The sequence below is a fragment of the Nitrosospira sp. Is2 genome, from assembly GCF_033095785.1.
Classification (GTDB): domain Bacteria; phylum Pseudomonadota; class Gammaproteobacteria; order Burkholderiales; family Nitrosomonadaceae; genus Nitrosospira.
Genome location: NZ_CP137134.1, coordinates 267,947 through 287,763, shown reverse-complemented (window position 1 = coordinate 287,763; position 19,817 = coordinate 267,947). Strand labels below are relative to the sequence as shown.

Genomic DNA, 19,817 nt, shown 5'->3' with positions numbered 1-19,817 from the left:
CCTCAGCGATCCCACGTCAACGGTCCACATCAGCGGTCCACGTCGGCCATGACAAAATCGATGCTGCCCAGAATGGCGATCAAATCCGAAATCATCAGTCCACGGCTGATCAAAGGAATCATTTGCAGGTGCGGAAAGGAAGGCGTACGGATACGCACCCGATAAGCCATGGTATTGCCGTCGCTAATCAGGTAATAGCCGTTGTTTCCTTTGGTCGCCTCGATCCCTACAAATGCTTCCCCCGGAGGAATGACAGGTCCCCAGCTCACACCCAGGAAATGATCGATGAGCGTTTCGATGTCATGCAAGGTATGCTTCTTGAGCGGCGGTGTGGTGAGCGGATGATCCGCTTTATGCGAGCCGGCCGGCATGTTTTCCAGGCACTGCTCGATGATGCGCAAGCTCTGGCGGATTTCTTCGACGCGAACGGCACAGCGATCATAGCAATCGCCATGCTGGCCGGTTGGTACATCGAACTCGAACTGGTCGTAGCCCGAATACGGCCGTGCCTTGCGGAAATCCCATTCGAAGCCGCAGGCGCGCAGATTGGGTCCCGTCACGCCCCATTCGATCGCCTCATCTGTCGAGTAACTGCCGACGCCCCGCGTCCGGGCTTTCAAGATGCGGTTGCCCACAGCAATCCTGTCATACTCATCCAGTCTTGCAGGCATATAATCCAGAAAATCCCGCACCATCCGATCCCATCCATTGGGCAAGTCCTGAGCCACACCGCCGATGCGATACCAGCTCGGGTGCATTCGCCCCCCACAGATGGCTTCGACGACATCGAACACTCGCTCGCGGTCGGTGAACATGAAAAATACCGGGGAAAGAGCGCCCAGGTCCTGGGTAAAAGTCCCATAGAACACCAGATGGCTTGCAACGCGAAAAAATTCAGCCATCATCACGCGCATCACCTTTACCCGATCAGGCACTTCAATGCCTGCCAGTTTTTCCACGGCCAGCACATAGGGAAGGTTGTTCATGACCCCTCCCAGGTAATCGATGCGGTCGGTGTAGGGAATATAGGTATGCCAGGATTGGCGCTCACCCATCTTTTCCGCTCCGCGATGGTGAAAGCCAATCTCTGGCACAGCGTCGATGATTTCCTCGCCGTCGAGCTGCAGTACAATGCGAAATACGCCATGCACGCCCGGATGGTTCGGCCCCAGGTTGAGGAACATAAAATCGGTGCCGTCGTGTGCGCGGCGCATTCCCCATTCTTCAGGATGGAAACGCAGCGTTTCCTGCTCAGCCTCCTCCTTCTCTCCGGACAAATGGAACGGTTCCATTTCAGTCGCGCGAGCGGGGTGTTCCTTGCGCAGGGAATGCCCCTGCCACCACGGGGGTAGCAGAATCCGGCGCAGGTGCGGGTGGCCGTCGAAGACGATCCCGAACATGTCCCATATCTCGCGCTCGTACCAGTTTGCGGCAGGCCAGATATCCGTAATCGTGGGCATGTGAAGATCAGTCTCCGTAAGCGCGACCTTGAGACGCACGTCCGCATTACGCTCGAACGACAGCAGGTGATAGATGACGGTGAATCGGCTTGGCGGCTGATCGTTGCGATGCGCCCGCGTGCGCTCGTCGATCGCGGTCAGATCGTACAGCATGCGGTAAGGCCGCTCCGCTTCCAGTTTCAGATAGCGCAGGACGTCGCGTACCCTGTTCCGGGAAACCCACTGAGTGGGAAGGTCATCGGCGGTTTTTTGCACTAAACCCATCGGTCCGCCCGGGTTACCGGCGTTCGGGGGCCCAAAGCGACCTTTCAATTCCTCCAGCACGTCTGAAGGGCTTGATGTGTTCGGCATATCCTGCTTTAAGGCAATGCTGGAGGCTGCGCTCACGGGTTTAACCTAAACCCGGCAGTTGGACAGAGTGAAGTGACAGCCTGGGGATGCAGGGAAAGGCGCAACGACGCGGAATGGTTATTCCATTCCGAGGAGTTGCAATGCAGCCATACGCCCCAAAAACGTGCAATCAAGCTTGTAGCGAACTCACTCAAAAAGGTGAAAGTCAAGTTTGGGGAAAAACGGTTATAAGGCACAGCGCCGTCCTGAAAAGTATGAGCGGTCAATTGCCGGATTTAGGTTAGACCTCGTCCGGACTTCGTAGCGTCGTAGCCCGCATTCGGTCTGCCCGCTTGAGATCCCGCTGGGATCCCGCAGCCGGTCGTTCGATCCCTTGCGGACCGATCACCCAGCTCAATGGGCGCTTTTCCTTGCCGATTGCGTCCTGAAGCAGATTCAGCCCCTGCATGAATGCGTCGGGCCGAGGTGGACAACCGGGAACATAAACATCCACGGGAAGGAACCGGTCTACACCCTGCACCACGCTGTAAATGTCATACATTCCGCCGGAATTCGCGCACGAACCCATCGAAATTACCCAGCGCGGTTCAAGCATCTGATCGTAAAGACGCTGGAGCACGGGCGCCATCTTGATAAAAACCGTACCGGAAATAACGATCAGATCGGCCTGACGGGGAGAAGCGCGAATAACTTCGGCGCCAAACCGGGCAAGGTCATACTTGCTGGTGAAGCTGGTCGCCATTTCCACATAACAACACGACAGACCGAAATTGTAGGGCCAGACGGAATTCTTGCGGCCCCATGCGACAAGGTCTTGCAATCGCGTCAGCAACACACTGCGGCGTCCGTCTTCTTCAAAACCGTTATCACGGATTATTGAAGACCCGGACGTTGCCCCAGATGGTTTATCGTATGGCTTACTTAGAGACCACCGCATGGTTTGGGCTCCTTGATTCTTTGGCAAACTTGCCAGCCGAATGCCTTTTGGGCCCCCAATCCAGGGCACCCAGCCGCCATAAATAAGCGAGGGCCGCTCCCAGAATAGCTATGAAGATGACAGCCTCGATATAGCCGGGCCAGCCCAGCTCACGAAAAGCGACGGCCCAGCCAAAAAGGAACACAGCTTCCACATCGAAGATCACAAAGAACACTGCGATCAGGTAGAATTTGGCGGACAGGCGCAAGCGCGCAAGGCCGACGGTGACAATACCGCTTTCAAATGGCTCATCCGTAGCCTTCGATCTATGACGCTCCCCAATGATGTACGAAAGCGCCATGACGCCCACAACCAGCGTGACGACGAGGAAGAAGTATGCAACCAGGGGCCAGATTTCTGTTGCTTGTGTCACGGAAGCATTCAAGGATTAGGCTCCTTTGGGCTTGGTCCTTTGATTGATTCACCAGGATTAAACAGGCCGGTCCACGCAGAAAGCTGCGGGGCCAGAGAGGGCTGGCTTCAGGTGGAAGTTTAGTATTTCCCATCGAGCAGGCAGACTTCTGTGCGATAGCCAACAAAAAAGTGGTATGCGTACTGTCCGTCGTTATCCGGCAGTCCTGTCCAGTTGGTTGAACAGTCGCCGACGGAGGTATGTAAGTCACATGCGTGGTAACAAACGTGGTAATTCGACGGTGATCTAAATATAGAAGCATTAGAATACAATACGTTAGAACTTAAGTGTGGAGGACACCCTCGCTACGAGCGAGCAAGGAGGGGGCGCTCCTGCTTATATCCTTGGCCTCTCACGTCGTAGGGGCCAGCCCGTTATAGTCCTTTAATTATTGAGCAGTGTGGCATAGCGCTCTAATTCCCATCCAAATTCCCACCGAAACTCACAAAAGTCACCATTTGGAGGCGAGATAACTCGCTGTGACGCGCGTAACAGGATGGCTGGGCGGTGTAGGGGGAGAGATACGTTTTTTTCTTCCTGCGTGAAGCATGGGTTCTCAGCATCAGATCGTTTGTCCTCGAAGTCGGTGTTATGTGGCCGAATAGGAAGATAAACGGCGGTGTCGTCTTCGACCTCGGCACTCGCACGGATCTGACCCAAGTTGAATGCGTCCATCCCGAGTCCGTATGCTACAGAGACACGGTGAAATTGGTCAGGACGGAGTGAAGGTGCCTTCAGATGGTTTGGAAGTGGTAGACGAAGACGCGCAAGCGCTACGCCAGCCGAGGTTGATCGTGCCTGCGTCGCTGCCCGAAGAGAACAACGTTCTCCTCAACCCCAACATCCCGAATTCCCCAAGGTCACGACAGTCTGGCTGTGCCGGTATAGCGGGATTCGCAACTTTTCATCGCCCATAATTCACGCCACTAAAATGGCATGGCAGTAACACTCATTTCTCCCAGCAAACGGATAACAGCCGAGATACGGAATCCCTGTCTGGCATGGGTGCATGAGCTCCACTATCAGAATCGACAAATTGCTGTGGCTGGATTGGTTGGCGCTCTCTGCACGCAAAGAAGTGATTCTCCGATCATGATCACGGCGCAAGGCAATTTCATGTTGAAGCTAAGATTGTTTGAAATCAAAGAATGGACTCAGCTAACACCGCCTAACCCACCGCCTCATTACCAGAGGAAGTGAAGCATATAAATATACAGCCCCGAACAAACGGCTGAGACCGGAGCGCACGATGCTCGCGGCGAGGATGTTTAAATTCATCGAAAATTCGTAGCATTTCTCAGGAGAGATGTCGTAATGATATTTCATCCTTTTTTCTTGACTGACCCTAGTCCTAAAGGGGGGTGGAAACGCGGATGGAGAATCTCAAAGTGTCTGTTCGCAGGAGAGCAGTAACCCTTAGGTGCTACATGCAGAAGGGCAGAAACGGGTTACAGTAGAGTATGAGGCTTTAACCCCATTGCTTATGGTTGTGCGTACTTTATATGGATGATAAAGATGGATTTTTCTTCTCTTCCTCTCTCGTTACATCCCGAATCCGAGCGCTTCCGGTTGCTCGTGGCCAGCGTAACCGATTATGCCCTCTACATGCTAAGTCCGGAGGGTTTTGTGGTCAGTTGGAACGCGGGTGCCGAGCGGTTCAAGGGCTACACGGCCGACGAGATTATCGGGCAACATTTCTCACGGTTTTATATCGAAGAAGATCAGTCCACCAATCTTCCCGCCAGAGCGCTGCAAACGGCGCTTAGCCAGGGCAGGTTCGAGGACGAAGGCTGGCGGCTGCGCAAGGATGGCAGACGGTTCTGGGCCAGCGTGGTCATTGATCCGATTTGGGACGATGAGCGTGCTTTGGTTGGTTTTGCTAAAATCACCCGCGACATCACTGAACGCAAGGAGGCAGCGGAGGCCCTGCATGCCACTGAAGAGCAGTTCCGCCTCCTGGTCCAGAGCGTAACGGACTACGCCATTTACATGCTATCGCCAGACGGCGTTATCACCAACTGGAATGCCGGCGCGGTGCGTATCAAGGGCTACCAGCATGCCGAAGCCGTGGGCACCAATTTCTCGCAGTTCTATACCGAAGAAGACAGGGTCGCGGGCTTGCCAATGGCCGCGTTAAAGACTGCAGCGGAAGTAGGTCGTTTTGAAGGCGAAGGCTGGCGTATACGAAAAGACGGCTCCAGGTTTTGGGCGCATGTAGTTATCGATCCGATTAAAAACGCATTAGGCGTTTTAATTGGTTATGCGAAAGTCACGCGCGATATTACCGAAAGGCGACAGGCAGCGGAGGCACTGGAGCGCGCCAAGGAAGCCTTGTTCCAATCCCAGAAACTGGAAGCGATCGGCACGCTGACCGGGGGTATTGCACATGACTTTAATAATCTGCTCAGTGTCATCATCAACGGCATTGAAATTCTAACTAAGGAAATTCAAACGCCAATTTCTGCCAAGGTTCTTGAGACGATGCGGCGTTCTGCCACTCAGGGGGCCAATTTAACGCAACAGTTATTGACGTTTGCTCGTAAACAACCCTTAAAGCAAGACAAATACAACGTAAACAGCGTAATAGGTTCTTTTGAGGCAGTGCTTCGCAGAGCCAGTAAAGGTTCCATTAATTTTAGGATGCAACTGGATCCGCTTTTGCCTCTAGCAATAATCGATGTGTCGCAGTTCGAGGCCGCGTTATTAAACTTGATTATCAATGCGCGTGATGCCATGCCTGACGGCGGAATCATTACGCTGAGTACCGAGCAGGTCGAGCTTCATGAAAACGCAGTGGAGCAACTACCTGCAGGCAGATATGTGAAAGTCACCGTCAGTGACACCGGGATGGGCATGACGCCTGCGGTGGCGACTCAGGCAGTAGAGCCTTTCTTTACGACGAAAGAGGTCGGCAAAGGGACGGGCATGGGCTTGAGCCAAGTGTACGGTACGATCAAGCAATTCGGTGGGGGCTTGAAAATTGAGACAGCAGTTGGCAAGGGTACCGCTATTTCATTATTCGTCCCCGCGCAGGAAGGGGACGCAAATGAAGGACGGGAGGATTCGACAACCGGCAATGAAACAGCGTTGGTCGTGGACGATCAGCCGGAGGTTCTGGACATGACCCTCCAGCTGTTTCGCAACATGGGTTATAAGGTGCTATCCGCCAATAACGGTGAGGACGCGCTCACCATCCTCGAAAGGATGCCGAATGTCAATGTACTGTTTAGCGATGTGGTCATGCCAGGAATAAGTGGCATTGAACTTGCCAGAAAAGCACGCGGCCTTATTCCCAATATAAAAATCATCCTGGCTTCAGGCTATCATGGCCGTTCTTTGACGACAGAAAATGCCGACGCGGAAGACTATAAATTTATAAAGAAACCTTACCATTTGTCGGAAATAGCCAAGATTCTTCGAATGGCGGGCTAGCGGGAACGCAGTCTGGCTGTTTTTTATCTCGCTAGCCAAGAAAAGCGCGATCAGAATTGTTCTAACCTTCAGTAGCAGCCTGAGCTGTCAGAATGGGTGATGTAAACAGCTGAATAAATGACAACTGAATTCAACCCCCTTCCGACCCGCGGTTTCGCCCGATAAAATGCCTCATCAGCAGCAGCGATGAGAGTAGATGCGTCTTCACGCCCGCTCCCGCTGATCACGACGCCCAAGCTCGAGATCACGGCGATTTTCCCAGAAGACCAGTCCATAGCTCCTTCATCAAAAGAGCACTTCCGCGTGCGGCAATTTGTCACATGCGGCAATATGCCACATTGATTTATACCCCCTATGGGTATATCGTGAGATTCGTCTCCTGCTAGCGGCGCATAGAAACGGTGCTTCAGGAGTTATCTCGATTGTCTTCTTAAAGAATTTTCTTTCAAACCGAAATTGGAATTTTTCATGGAGAATTTAAATGACTACAGGGCGCGTCACTACGTTTCTCTTCAGCGCTGCGTTGGCGAGCATGTCTCTCCTTGCAAGCGCTCATACCGAAGAATTTTTTGATTCCAGAACGTCGCCGCACGGCGGTCAAATGCGCATGACCGGGCCTTATCACTTGGAGCTAGTTTCCAAGGATAACGAGATCGTGGTGTATGTGATGGATCATGCCGATAGCGAGCTCAGCGTCAACGGTGGCTCAGGCAAGGCAATTATTCAAAGCAGCAAGACCAAGACTAAAACCTCGGTAAAACTGGAACAGGCGGGTGACAACATTCTCAAGGGGAGCGGAGATTTTTCTATCACGCCGGAGACCGTCATTACCGTATTCGTTACGCTACCCGAACAGGACGCGCACGCTGCCAGCTTTACCCCTCTTAAGCTCAAGGCCAAACTCTCCAATAAAGCCAAGGTTACCAAACGGCAAGTAGATAGTAGTGAAGGACATTCTCACCATATGCAGCATTAAGTGTCGCAAGGCGGGACGTGGCCTAGGATGAGCTGCGTTCCGCTTGGGCGCATCAACAAGAAATACGCGGTTAAAAAGAACCTGCCCCCACCCACTTGACAAGGGACTTGAGGATAAGCAAACCCCGGCCGGGCTCCTAACCGGTTTTGAGAAGGAATCGAAAAACTAAAGTTAATGTCAGAAAGATTTCGCGAAATAATGGGCCTAAGCATAAGCAGGCCGATAGCACGCGGCTCCAGCACCTGGAGCCGGTGTTGGCAGGACGCGAATGGCTAGCCGGGACCTTCTCCGTCGCCGACATACTCATGGCGGATGTGCTGCGCCTTGTCCATCGGTTCGACGGCTGGCGGGACATCCCGCCTGTCGTGACTATGTCGCCCGCGCCACGGCCCGTCCGTCCTTCGTGAAGGCACACGCAGACCAGATGGCGCATTTTGCTGCGGCAGACTGAGCAACAACAGTATCCGCTTTATTGACGGTGCTCGCCGGAACCTTCGTGCCGCTCTTTCGGTGGACCAGCCCCCATTCCCTCCCCTTCACTGTCGCCTCGCGCACTGAGTACTGGCTGTTTGCATACAACTCGAATAGTTTCGAGATGATTGGCGCGACGATCGGATCAATGTCTACTGTGCGTTGGCGCACCGATAACATCGATATATCGGCGTAATTGTTTATGTGTCTAGCATGTCTGGGTTGTGTGCTGGATTGGATTGCCAAAGCAGAACCATTAAATGAACTATTCTTCCGTTAACATTTTTTGTTCAATAACGAGAATGGAAATCACATTAGATCAAACAGATGAAGTGCTACGTAAGGCGAAAGCGAAGGCGCAGGAAATCGGTGTTGCCGTAAATATCGCCCTTTTGGATACTGGCGGGCATCTCAAATCACTTCAACGGATGGATGATGCCTTTATAGGCTCCATTGATATTGCCATCCGGAAGGCGAAAACAGCCATGCTTTTTCGTATGCCTTCTGAACAATTGGGCGAATTTCTTAAGCCGGAAGTAGCAGCCTATGGCCTCGAATATACAAATGGCGGCCTTGTAGGCTTTGCCGGTGGCTTGCCGATCAAGCAGAACGGTGAAATTGTTGGCTATATAGGAGTCTCTGGCGGCGCAATTTCCCAGGATGCTGCAATCGCTACTGCGGGCAGCGTAATCTAAGATCGAAATTAAACCCACCAAATTATGGAAAACAAAACAATTCTGATTACCGGAGCCGGTTCCGGATTCGGTGAAGGAACAGCCATAGGATTGGCACAATCAGGGTATCAAGTTATAGCCGGGGTACAAATTTCTCCCCAGGTAACGTCACTCCGCAATAAGGCCAAGGAGTTGGGATTGGAAGGTAACCTTCGTGTTGAAAAGCTCGATATCCTTGATCACTTTGATGTCGAATATGCGTTAACCTGGGATATCGACATCCTGTTTAGCAACGCGGGCAAGGGTGAAGCCGGCCCGGTGTTTGAAATCCCAATTGAATTAGTTCGCAGCAATTTTGAAACCAATGTATTTGCCCCACTAGACCTTGCCCAAAAATTCATTGCCAAATGGATCAATGAAAAAAGAGGAGGTAAAGTGGTCTTCACTTCTTCCATGGGCGGATTATTTACGCCTCCTGGATTTGGCATTTATGTTGCCACCAAACATGCATTGGAAGCGATTGCTGAAGCTATGTTGGATGAGCTAAAAAAATATAACATTAAAATTCAGACTATTAATCCTGGTGCATATCTGACCGGATATAACGAAACAATGTCTGACAATGCTTTCCGCTGGCTGGATGATAGTAAAAACTTTACTAAACGTGATGAAATGAAGGCAACTTTCGCATCATTATTAGACAAACCGGAAGGCAGGCTGGATCCCAAGGAAATGATCGACGCAATGATCAAAATTGTTCCTTCCGACACCGGAAAATTCCGCAATGTTGTTCCCAAATTTGTTGAAGATATGATCAAGGAACATCAGATAAAAGCCTGGGATGTTGAAATATAACATTCATTTGTAAATCCTGTGGCAGTGGCCGGATAGAACCGAAAAATGCAGATCGGGTTCATAAATTCTTTCCCGACCGGATCGGTAGGCTCGCTTTACTCAGATCGGAGAGAAGCCATGTCTATGGAGAATCGATACTTCACATCCGACTTCACCAGTCTTTCGTAGGCTTCGTTGACCTTCTGAATCGGGATCACTTCAACATCGGCAGTAATGTTGTGCGTGCCGCAGAAGTCGAGCATTTCCTGGGTTTCCGGAATACCGCCGATGTGCGAGCCGGAGAGGCTGCGTCGGCGCGCGATGAGGCCGAAGGCGACGACACTGAGGGGATTTGAAGGAAGGCCAACAATAGTGAGGTTGCCGTCGAGGCTAAGCAGGTTGATATAGGCGTTAATGTCATGTTCGGCGGAGACCGCGTCGAGGATAAAGTCAAAGCTGCCAGCATGCTTCTTCATCTCGTCCGCATTGCGAGAGATCACGACTTCATCGGCGCCGAGCCGGAGGGCGTCTTCCTTCTTGTGGGGCGACGTGGTGAAGACGACAACGTGGGCTCCGAGCGCATGTGCAATCTTCACGGCCATGTGGCCCAGGCCGCCGAGACCGACGACGCCAACTTTCTTACCCTTTGTGACGCCCCAGTGGCGCATGGGCGAGTATGTCGTGATCCCAGCGCAGAGGAGTGGCGCCGCCCCCGCGAGATCGAGATTGGACGGGACGCGCAGCACGAAATGCTCGTCGACGACAATGCTGTCGGAGTAGCCGCCGTAAGTCCTGCCACCCAGATACCTGTCGGGAGAGTTAAAGGTAAACCTCAGGTTTGGGCAGAAGTTCTCAAGGCCTGCTTTGCACTGGGGGCAGGTGCGGTCAGAATCAACCAGGCACCCGACCGCGACGAGGTCGCCGGTCTTGTATTTAGTGACGGCGGAGCCGGTTGCAGTGACACGGCCCACGATCTCATGGCCAGGAACAATCGGGTAAACAGTCGGCATGAACTCGCTCCACTCGTTGCGGACGGAATGAAGATCGGAGTGGCAGATACCGCAGAAAAGAATTTCGATCTGCACGTCATGTTCGGTTGGGTCGCGCCGCGCAATTGTCGTTCCGGCAAGGGGGGAGGTCGCACTGCCGGCGGCGTAAGCTTTTGAGTTGTGCATGGCTTTATGCTCCTGTTAAGTTGCACATAAGGCTTGAAGCGCGGCAAAAAAGTATTTTTGGTTTCTTATCTCTTCCCTTCTTAATCTTTATCAACACCGTTAATTTCAACGAAGTGATGATGTGTCTTGTTTTTCATTTTATTCTACCCTCCCATAAGAAGTGAATTTCAAGGCTGGCAGTAGCGCTACGAAAGCTATAATTTTTTATAGACTCAAAACGCCGAATAGCAAAGAAAAACGACTCCTTCGTGATAAAGGCGGTTCTCCTTGAGTTATGAGGGCAAAAAGAGTCGCATGAGCTAAGAGCCCTGGTACGGATAATCCCCTTCTGAAGCCGGTACCGGTAAATTGCCGGACGAGGACTGATTCATTGCATGCCGGTTTTTCGGTAAAGAGGATTTTTATCCTGCGCTTCTATAACTGATTGCAGAGGTCTTCACGCCGTGAAAAGCCAGGTGGCGAGCTTCCGATTGGCGCTAAGTTCGCGGCGCTGATGGGTGGCCTCGGTCGCACCATCAACGGTAGCTGTGCTGGATACACCCGTGTATGGGCATCGAACGTTACTTTAATTGAGTCTGACCTATCATGGGCCGAGTTGGCCGCGGCAAAATGGTCGTCGTCCTCGCCTGACCCTTTCACGTATTTTATCAGCCGTTGAATTATCGAATAGTCTGTTATTGATAAGATAACGTTATGCTCCGCCCGTGGAGACGCTACTTATGGGGATGAACGATGAGTCTATGCACTGCTTCCGCATCCGATGAGTCCGCGATCCTGGCCGCGCCAGCCGATGCGCCATGCGCCGAGCAGGTTCGCCCCATGGTGCTGGCGGCGACAATACTCGCTTCCGGTATGGTCTTCATTGACGGCACAGTCGTCAATGTTGCCCTGCCAGCGCTGCAGCATGAATTCGGCGCAAGCGCAGCACAGGTCCAGTGGGTCATCGAATCATATGCGCTGTTTCTGGCGGCCCTGCTGTTGGCAGGAGGCAGCGCTGGCGACCGGTACGGCCGGCGCCGAGTATTTCTGGCCGGCGTCATGCTGTTTGCCGCGGCATCTGTATGGTGTGGCATGGCAGCCAGCATGCAACAGCTCATCTGCGCCAGGGCCATGCAGGGCGTGGGTGGAGCACTGCTGGTTCCCGGCAGCCTTGCGCTCATCAGCGCCTCGTTCCCAACGGATGTTCGCGGCAAAGCCATCGGCACCTGGTCCGGCTATACCGCGATCACCGCCGCGCTGGGACCAGTGACAGGCGGCTTTCTGATAGAGCAGTGGTCGTGGCGCGCCGCCTTTCTAGTCAATATCCCGCTGGCGCTGGCGGTGCTGTTCCTCACTTTGCGCTACGTGCCTGAAAGCCGGGGCAGGGAAAAGGGGCCCCTGGACTGGCTGGGCGCCGCATTGGCAAGCATCAGTCTTGGCTCGCTGGTATTCGCTCTTATCCTGTCCTCTACCGCCGGCTGGCTCAATTTGCGGGTTGCCGGTTCCCTTTTACTGGCTGCCGTCGCTTCGGTAATTTTTGTGCTGCAGGAGCGTCGGCATCCGGCGCCGTTGCTTTCGCTGGAGCTTTTCCGTTCGCACGACTTTTCCGGTGCCAACTTGCTCACTCTGCTTCTATATGCCGCCCTGGGTGGGAGTTTGTATTTTCTGCCGCTCAACCTGATACAGGTGCAGGGCTATACTGCCGTGGAGGCGGGCGCCGCCTTGCTGCCCTTCATACTCACCATGTTCCTGTTGTCGCGCTGGGCAGGCGCGCTGGTGGACCGTTACGGCGCGAAGAAACCGTTGATGATCGGTCCGGCTATTGCTGCGCTGGGGTTTGGCCTGTTCGCATTGCCAGCGACCGGTGGAAGCTATTGGCTTACGTTCTTCCCGGCTGTGATGGTTCTGGGCCTGGGCATGGCGATTAGCGTGTCGCCGCTCACGACCACTGTGATGAATGCCCTGGACAGCAGCCAGGCCGGCGCTGCGTCCGGCATAAACAATGCCGTCTCGCGGCTTGCTGCGCTGCTGGCGATTGCGCTGTTTGGCATCGTGATGAGCGTGGCCTTCCGGCATGCGCTAGTTGATCTCGAACACAAAGTGTCGCCTGTGGTGAGCAGGGAAGTCTTTGCGCATTGGGACAAGCTGGCCGGGATCGATGTGCCGGCCGCAGCGACCCGGGACGAGCAAATTACTGTAAAGGCCGATGTCGGTGATGCTTTCGTCTATGGATTTCGTTGGGTCATGCTTTTGTCGGCCGTGCTGGCGCTGGCAAGTTCCTATAGCGCATGGCGGCTCATAGGGCAGCGTGGTCAACGCCGACCGGAGCAGTTTTATGGCGAATAGCCATCGGCCCGGACTGCACTGATTCACATGGTAGACACGATATCAACCATGGCCCTTGTGCTTCATGCTTGCCGGGGAAAGGAAGGGCCCGGATCCGGCAAGGAGCGGTCTTTCTGGACTGGTCTTGAGGCTCAATACCGGACATTCGAGCGCTAATGAGTCATCGTGGAATGCCAGCAACGCCGAGCTACACGCTGTAAGGCAGACCGATCATGCCGGATTTGAGCAGTTTCGGCTCAAGAAAGGTCAGCACATGTCGCTCCCTTACGTCCTTGAACTGCGCCTTCCGTACCCTCAGACAAGGGGTGCAACGACAAGCCGGAACACATCGATCGAACCTGTGTTCGATGTCTACATAGATACGGCATGGACGGCCGCAGCGCAGTCTGCAAGCAGATTTGCGGGGCCACGAATAGGGGATGTTAAACGACAAGGTGCCATGTGAAATTGGCATTTTGCGATTTATAAAGAGTTAGACTTATAAGGAGAAATACGATGGCAGTGGTCAAACAAAAGATCGTTCCGCACCTGTGGTTCGACAGAGAAGCAAAAGAAGCGGCACACTTCTATTGCTCGGTCTTTCCCGATTCAGGAATCACGAGTATCAATACGCTGCACGACACGCCGTCGGGTGACTGCGATGTTGTTTCGTTTACTCTTTCCGGCCAGCCGTTTATGGCTATCAGCGCTGGACCTTTATTCAGATTCAATGAGTCCATTTCCTTCATGGTCTATTGTGAGGCACAAGAAGAAATAGACTACTACTGGGAAAAGCTTTCTGCTGTTCCGGAGGCCGAACAGTGCGGCTGGCTCAAGGACAAGTATGGTCTCTCATGGCAGATCGTACCCATTGTCATGGACAAAATGATGCAGGATCAGGATCCTGCCAGATTGGCCCGAGTTACCCAGGCATTTCTCAAAATGAAGAAATTTAATCTTGATGCGCTGCAACGGGCATATGATGGGAAATAAGCGAGAAAAGCGAAATCGTGGCTATCAGCTGGTTCAGCGGACGGCACTTCGCGTCGCCGCTGAGCCGGAGCGTTAGGTGGCGCTGTCAAGTTTGCGCCAAAAGGATGGCGATCTCCTAAAGGCTCGTTCGACTACGTGGCTGTAAAACGCGTCCCGGTGAAACCACAGCCGCTATCGACCACCAACCGACAGGGGAAACGATGATGAAAGCTGTCAATATCTACCTTAACTTTGCAGGCAACACCGAAGAGGCATTCAACTTCTACAAATCCGTCTTTGGCGGCGAGTTTATGGGCGGCGTAATGCGCTTCAGGGACTTTCCGCCAATGGAGGGCATGGAGGATATGCCGCCATTAAAGGAGGAGGAAAAGGACCTTGTCGGGCACGTCGCCCTGCCTCTGACAGAACGAGTCACGTTGATGGGAACGGACATCACTTCAAACATGCCGGAGAAGCTAATCGTTGGCAATAATATCCAGATCACTCTTGAGGCCGATAGCGCTGCCGAGGCGGAATCGCTTTTTGGTGAAGTTATCCGAGGGCGGCAGCGTTGTGATGCCGTTGAGCGAGATGTTCTGGGCAGAGAAATACGGCGCGTGCGCGGACAAATTCGGCATACACTGGCAGATCAACTACACCGGCGACAAGGTTCCGGGGTCATGAGCCTAGCCCTTGGCACGTGGAAGCATGTTTGGTCTGGGTTGACTCATCCGGGTGATCACGACCCCAGCCCTGATCCCATGCTCGAGCGATGTCCGAATCGGTATCGATGATAAGGGGCTCAACATAGAGGATGACTCGCCCTCCTTTCTCATGCACCGCTCTGATCGCTTCCTTGAAATCCTCTTCTGTCCCGAGATCCTTTGAATCCTTGCCACAACCTGATGAAATATTTTTGCCCATTCTGAAGCCATCCGATCCGCAAAAACAGCTATGGGTGGTACCGCTTACGGTTTGAGTTGCTAATCAGGTGAGAAGCTTATTCAGCCAGCCAAGTTTGGCTACGCGTTGCCAAGTCAGCGATGCCGATGACCATGCAAAAGAACGGGCGGGAACGAAAACGAGCTGCACACGACTTATCAGTTAACTCGCTACAAGAGTCCGTTATGCTCCGTGGTCTACTGGCATAGCTTCATGCGATGCAAGCCAGGCATGCACCTCGGCGACCACTGCGGCGCCTTCACCCACCGCGGCGGCAACACGTTTGGTTGAGTTGGCACGTGCATCGCCGATCGCGAATACACCTGGTATGGAAGTTTCGAGCTGTAGCGGTTGACGGCCCTTTTTCGAGTTCGCCGACCCAGCATATTCGTCCAGCGATAAGTCGAAGCCGGTACAGACGAATCCCTTATCATTTAACTTTACGCCGCAATTGGCGAGCCAATCGGTGTTCGGATCGGCACCAACGAACAGAAAAATGCGCCGGGTTGATTTCGTCTCCATGCTGCCGTTTTGGCGATGGCGCCAATGAACGGCGCTCACTCCTTCTTCGCAGCCTTCGATTGCAACAATCTCGGATTCCGTATGTAAGGTAACGTTCGCCAGCGCCCCGATGCGGTCGATGAGATATTTCGACATGTTTTTTGTCAGATCGGCTCCTCGAATCAAGTGATGCACGTGCGCCGCGTGGCTCGCCAGGAATACTATGGCCTGGCCGGCCGAATTGCCGCCGCCGACCAGCACCACCTCTTCCTGTCCGCATAGCGAGGCCTCGATCGGCGAAGCCCAGTAATAGACGCCGCGACCTTCGTATTTCTCAAGTTCGGGTATGGCGGGACGCCGATATTTTGCACCGGTGGCGATAATCATGGTTTTTGCAGAAACCCGTACGCCGCAATCAAGTTGGAGCGCGTAGGGAAAGCCAGAGCAATCGAGCGCCGTTACTTCGACGGGGACCACCATTTCGGCACCGAATTTCTGCGCCTGAACATAAGCGCGCCCCGCCAGCGCCTGACCGGAGATACCGGTGGGGAAACCGAGGTAATTTTCGATCCTCGCACTTGCACCCGCCTGGCCGCCGAATGCATGAGTGTCGAGCACCAATACGGAAAGTCCTTCCGATGCAGCATATACCGCAGCAGCAAGACCGGCGGGCCCAGCGCCAACGATCGCAACGTCGTAGACACGGTCCGCGCTTAGATCTATATACAAACCGAGGCGACGCGCGAGCTCCCTTTCGGTGGGGCATTTAAGGACCGTTCCATCGGGACAAACAACCAGGGGCACTTCATTTGGCCGCGGTTGGTGTAGCCTCATCACATCTTCTGCAACGTTATCCAGTGCCGGATTCAGCACCACATAGGGATGACCGTTCCTTGAAAGAAATTCCTGCAATCGCACCATGCCCGCACCGTCCGGAGAGCCAATCAGTAGCGGGCCGCCTCCTCCGATTTCGATCAGTCCTACACGTCGCAAAATCAGGGCCCTCATAATGCGCTCTCCGAGCTCAGCCTCGGCCACGACCACTGCGCGCAACGAGGGAGGGTCTATCACCAACGCTTCGACCACCTCTAGGGCGCGCCCATAGGCAAGGGGAGGACGACCCGAAAGCTGGCCCACTTCGCCCGTGAAGTTGCCCGGTCCGCTTTCAATTATGGGAATCTCGATGCCGAAGCCATCTTTGCGCGTGGTCAGAATGCGTCCACGCAGCAAAACGAACATGCCAGTCCCGGGCCTGTTGGGTTCGAATAATAGTTCACCCGGTTGCCAGGTGTGCACTGTGCCAAAACGCCGTAACCGGGTAACCTCTGCGGGGGCGAGCTTGGGAAACATCTGCTCTCGGCGCGACTCCAGGTCTGGCGGCAATGGAAAGTTTGCCGCGTTGGGTGGAACATCGTCCACTTGACCAGACGCTGGCGAGAGCGAACTGTCAGGGACTTTTTTCATCGTAGCTTGGGATCCCCGAAAGCAACCGATGAAGGGTGGAGGTGTACGGTCGGGCTGCCGGTGAAATCGAGCCTCTCTTCGTCGATGTAGCACCGGTCGCGCGGGTCTGGTGTGCTATCACAGCAACCGACGTGACCACACTGGCGGCCCACGCGGAAGTGTACACATGAGTCTCCGGTCTTAAGACAATCCTCACAGCCATTCGCGGAAGGTATGACGTCGCGAATGCTGTCGAGATGCGTACAAACCATACAACTCCCAGGCTCAATATGTTTAAATCCATCAAACCGTGCATTTCGTGAGGACGATAGCGAAATTCGCTTGACCATGATTTGCGCCTTCTGAAAAACCACGAACCGCTAGTTTTACTGTGTCATCAGAAGCATTATAGGCATCTTCAACTCCCCTTGTTTGAACGATTGTAGTCATAGCCCTTACAGCCTCACGTCCTCGTTTATGCGTTTAGCTGCCCCGTCCGCGTTCCATAAGATAGCCACGCCGAGGATCGCCGATGCTATTGAGGCGGCAAACACCGCGATCTTAGCCACGGCAAAATCGGTCTCTGTCGGGAACGCCTGGCTGGCGATAAACAGCGACATGGTGAAACCGATCCCTGCCAGTGCGCCGGCTCCGATTAGTTGCCGCCAAGAATATTCGTCGGGCTTGGTGGCGATCCCGAGCCGGACAGCGAGGACCGATGCCGACACCAGCCCTAGGGGCTTGCCAATCACCAATCCGAAGAAAATCGCAAGCATGAGGGGTTCGTGGCCGATAAGTACATCCGCAGTAACCGCGACTCCGGCATTGGCCAAGGCGAACAGCGGCAGCACAACGTAGCTTGACGGGGCACCAGCTTTTCGCAGCAGGCGATCCGCCGGTGATTCCAGGCGGTCGTGGATTGCGTCGAGCGCTCGCATCGCCGGAAGCGAAGGGCCGTGCCGCAAGACCTCGCTGCTGCGTCGTGCCTCGGTAGTCAAGATTACATCCGCTTGTGTCATCAATGCTGTTAGGTTTGGAGGAGGCCGCGTCGGAATGAATAGCGCCAGGATTACGCCCGCCATGGTGGCGTGAAGTCCGCTTGCGAGCACACAGGTCCAGAGCAGGACGCCCAGAAGGACGTAGGGCGTGACACTATAGATGCGGAAACGGTTGAGCAGGGCCAGTCCCGCAACAATGGCCATGGCGCCTGCGAGATAGCCGAAGTTCATCGTGCCGGAGTAAAAGATCGCCACTACGATGATCGCGCCAATATCGTCGACGATAGCCGCCGCCGTCAGGAAGATGCGCAGCTCGGCTGGCACACGGTTTCCCATCATCACGATCAGCGCCACGGCGAATGCCGTGTCGGTCGCCATTGGGACCCCCCACCCGTGCGACCAGGCTCCCGCAGGAGTCAGCAGCATATAAAGGGTCGCCGGCACCACCATGCCGCCCGCAGCTGCGGCAACCGGCAGGGCTCCCGATCGTATACTCGCGAGGCGGCCCACTGTAAATTCGCGCTTGATTTCCAGCCCCACGACCAGAAAGAAGATCGTGAGCAGACCATCATTGATCCAGTGGAGTAAGGACATCCTGAACTCGGCGGTACCGAGTGAAACGCCCAGATACAGCTCCCACAGCGCAACGAAGTGGGTGCCCAGGCCGGAATTTGTAAAAGCCACAGCAAGAATCGTCGCCAGTAGGAGCAGGACGCCCGCCGAAGGCGCCCAGTCGGCAAAGTCGAGCGCTACACCCCGCAATCTGTGGCCGGGCGCGCCGAGCATTGCGTCAGCAAAAGAGCTCTCGTCCCAGGGGTCATCATAGCGCCGACCATTAATAAAGAATGTCGGCGTGACCAAGGCGTGGCTGACTTGGGCGCTCTTTACGTCGGCCTGGACGCGCGCCCTGGCACGCTCATCTGCCTCCCTAGCTTCACCAGGATCTGGTAGGGACATTTCCAGATCTCGGGCAACCGCAATCAGATCCTCCTCTGTCAACGTCTCCGAACGCGTCATCAATGCGATATGAGCCTCCCAGAAGCTGTTGGTGTCTTTTGCATGCTCCACCAACTCGGCAGCTCTAAGAGCAATATCGCTTCCTGTTAGAGGGTAATGCCGGAATACATAACGAAGGCGGTCACCCAGTTGATCACGAACCTGCGCGATTCTCTCATTCGCAGCCCGGCAATGCGGGCACGCGTAGCTTCCGTACTCTACCAGCGTTATTTCAGCATTCGCTGGACCGAGCGTGTGGTCGTAGTCGTTATCGACCGGACGGTCGAGCTTGCTGCTTAGTTTCATCTGCGACACTGAATGGCCTCATCCTATGAACAATATCCGCAATCACTTCGTCTTTGGCTGAGTAGCTGATGTAAATATTATAGATAATAGCTCCGGGAAACCTGAGGCCATAGGGTGCTCAATATCATTCAAGGCCAGGGAGAACTGATAATCATGAGTCTCCGGTTTACCGCAAAACTCAGTCCCTCTATCTGTCAGGATGCGGGTCAGGGCAGATGGCCTGTTCTGCGAAGAAAGGTGGCACCTGATCATTTAGCAGATTGGCTGCAGTAAGGGGGCTCTGGTCGTATAGAGCTTGGGCTGCAGCCCCCTTGGAATCGGTATCAACTAACGTTTGCTGATAGACACGCCCGACACTCTTGATCTTCCCACGTAAAAGGCGTCCTGACTGTGAGCTTTGCCGGAAGACATGATGATTTGCTTGAACGATACCGATCGCCCATTTTAGGGCCATTTCGGTCGATGGGCCTTCATTGGGCTTACGCGTTTCCGTCTCCTGCCTCAACCAGAGCTATAGGTTAGTCACTTCTAAAAATAATGATCAGTTGTCTGCTAGCGAACAGATGCAACCTCTTCAATTCTTCATTATTTCTG

Annotated in this window: 16 protein-coding genes and 1 pseudogene; 9 read left to right on the top strand and 8 right to left on the bottom strand. The window is 54.0% G+C overall.

Annotation, left to right across the window (positions count from 1 at the left end; genetic code table 11):
* Positions 1-29: 29 nt before the first annotated feature.
* From nuoC to R5L00_RS01240, 3 genes are all read right to left on the bottom strand, one after another.
* Positions 30-1,811 carry an NADH-quinone oxidoreductase subunit C/D gene (nuoC, locus tag R5L00_RS01250; RefSeq protein ID WP_317652946.1) on the bottom strand — a complete coding sequence of 594 codons (1,782 nt, stop codon included), beginning with the start codon at positions 1,809-1,811 and terminating at the stop codon, positions 30-32.
* A gap of 280 nt (positions 1,812-2,091) precedes the next feature.
* On the bottom strand, positions 2,092-2,688 hold the full coding sequence (locus R5L00_RS01245; protein ID WP_107692822.1) for a NuoB/complex I 20 kDa subunit family protein: 597 nt from the start codon (positions 2,686-2,688) through the stop codon (positions 2,092-2,094).
* 40 nt (positions 2,689-2,728) lie between these two features.
* Entirely contained in the window at positions 2,729-3,172 is a 444-nt protein-coding gene (locus R5L00_RS01240) for an NADH-quinone oxidoreductase subunit A (RefSeq protein ID WP_107692625.1), read from the bottom strand.
* Between the two features lie 713 nt (positions 3,173-3,885).
* Here R5L00_RS01240 and R5L00_RS01235 point away from each other — a divergent pair.
* The 4 genes from R5L00_RS01235 to R5L00_RS15745 all read left to right on the top strand — a co-directional run bounded on the left by R5L00_RS01235 (position 3,886) and on the right by R5L00_RS15745 (position 8,014).
* Entirely contained in the window at positions 3,886-4,116 is a 231-nt protein-coding gene (locus tag R5L00_RS01235; RefSeq protein WP_317652944.1) for a hypothetical protein, read from the top strand.
* Positions 4,117-4,714: 598 nt separating this feature from the next.
* A complete protein-coding gene (locus R5L00_RS01230) occupies positions 4,715-6,631 on the top strand; it encodes a PAS domain S-box protein (protein WP_317652942.1) in 1,917 nt (638 codons plus the stop codon).
* Positions 6,632-7,112: 481 nt separating this feature from the next.
* On the top strand, positions 7,113-7,607 hold the full coding sequence (locus R5L00_RS01225) for a hypothetical protein (protein WP_317652940.1): 495 nt from the start codon (positions 7,113-7,115) through the stop codon (positions 7,605-7,607).
* A 251-nt stretch (positions 7,608-7,858) separates the two neighbouring features.
* Positions 7,859-8,014, top strand: coding sequence for a hypothetical protein (locus R5L00_RS15745; protein WP_411555574.1), 156 nt, complete (start codon positions 7,859-7,861; stop codon positions 8,012-8,014).
* On the opposite strand, the gene R5L00_RS01220 is transcribed toward R5L00_RS15745, so the two are convergent.
* Positions 7,977-8,249, bottom strand: coding sequence for a hypothetical protein (locus R5L00_RS01220; protein WP_181320375.1), 273 nt, complete (start codon positions 8,247-8,249; stop codon positions 7,977-7,979). The genes R5L00_RS15745 and R5L00_RS01220 overlap by 38 nt on opposite strands.
* Before the next feature lie 89 nt (positions 8,250-8,338).
* Between R5L00_RS01220 and R5L00_RS01215 the strand changes: the two genes are divergently transcribed.
* Both R5L00_RS01215 and R5L00_RS01210 read left to right on the top strand, forming a co-directional pair.
* Positions 8,339-8,773, top strand: a complete 435-nt coding sequence (locus R5L00_RS01215; RefSeq protein WP_219907433.1) for a GlcG/HbpS family heme-binding protein — start codon at positions 8,339-8,341, stop codon at positions 8,771-8,773.
* Between the two features lie 24 nt (positions 8,774-8,797).
* Positions 8,798-9,607, top strand: coding sequence for an SDR family oxidoreductase (locus tag R5L00_RS01210; RefSeq protein ID WP_317652939.1), 810 nt, complete (start codon positions 8,798-8,800; stop codon positions 9,605-9,607).
* Positions 9,608-9,702: 95 nt separating this feature from the next.
* Here R5L00_RS01210 and R5L00_RS01205 read toward each other — a convergent pair whose 3' ends face one another.
* The gene (locus R5L00_RS01205) at positions 9,703-10,761 is read right to left on the bottom strand and encodes an NAD(P)-dependent alcohol dehydrogenase (protein ID WP_317652938.1); all 1,059 of its coding nucleotides are present in this window, start codon (positions 10,759-10,761) and stop codon (positions 9,703-9,705) included.
* A 732-nt stretch (positions 10,762-11,493) separates the two neighbouring features.
* On the opposite strand from R5L00_RS01205, the gene R5L00_RS01200 reads away from it, so the two are divergent.
* The 3 genes from R5L00_RS01200 (at position 11,494) to R5L00_RS01190 (ending at position 14,831) form a co-directional block, all read left to right on the top strand.
* A complete protein-coding gene (locus tag R5L00_RS01200; RefSeq protein ID WP_317652937.1) occupies positions 11,494-13,086 on the top strand; it encodes a DHA2 family efflux MFS transporter permease subunit in 1,593 nt (530 codons plus the stop codon).
* Between the two features lie 495 nt (positions 13,087-13,581).
* Positions 13,582-14,058 (top strand): VOC family protein, encoded by a 477-nt coding sequence (locus R5L00_RS01195; protein WP_317652936.1) that lies wholly within the window; start codon positions 13,582-13,584, stop codon positions 14,056-14,058.
* Positions 14,059-14,258: 200 nt separating this feature from the next.
* Entirely contained in the window at positions 14,259-14,831 is a 573-nt protein-coding gene (locus tag R5L00_RS01190) for a hypothetical protein (protein ID WP_317652935.1), read from the top strand.
* A gap of 331 nt (positions 14,832-15,162) precedes the next feature.
* On the opposite strand, the gene R5L00_RS01185 is transcribed toward R5L00_RS01190, so the two are convergent.
* From R5L00_RS01185 to R5L00_RS01175, 3 genes and pseudogenes are all read right to left on the bottom strand, one after another.
* Positions 15,163-16,944 (bottom strand): FAD-dependent oxidoreductase, encoded by a 1,782-nt coding sequence (locus R5L00_RS01185; protein ID WP_317652934.1) that lies wholly within the window; start codon positions 16,942-16,944, stop codon positions 15,163-15,165.
* A gap of 434 nt (positions 16,945-17,378) precedes the next feature.
* Complete coding sequence (gene nhaA, locus R5L00_RS01180; protein WP_317654211.1) at positions 17,379-19,223, bottom strand: Na+/H+ antiporter NhaA; 1,845 nt, start codon at positions 19,221-19,223, stop codon at positions 17,379-17,381.
* A 114-nt stretch (positions 19,224-19,337) separates the two neighbouring features.
* Positions 19,338-19,625, bottom strand: a pseudogene (locus R5L00_RS01175) (IS481 family transposase); the annotation flags it as partial.
* Between the last annotated feature and the right edge of the window lie 192 nt (positions 19,626-19,817).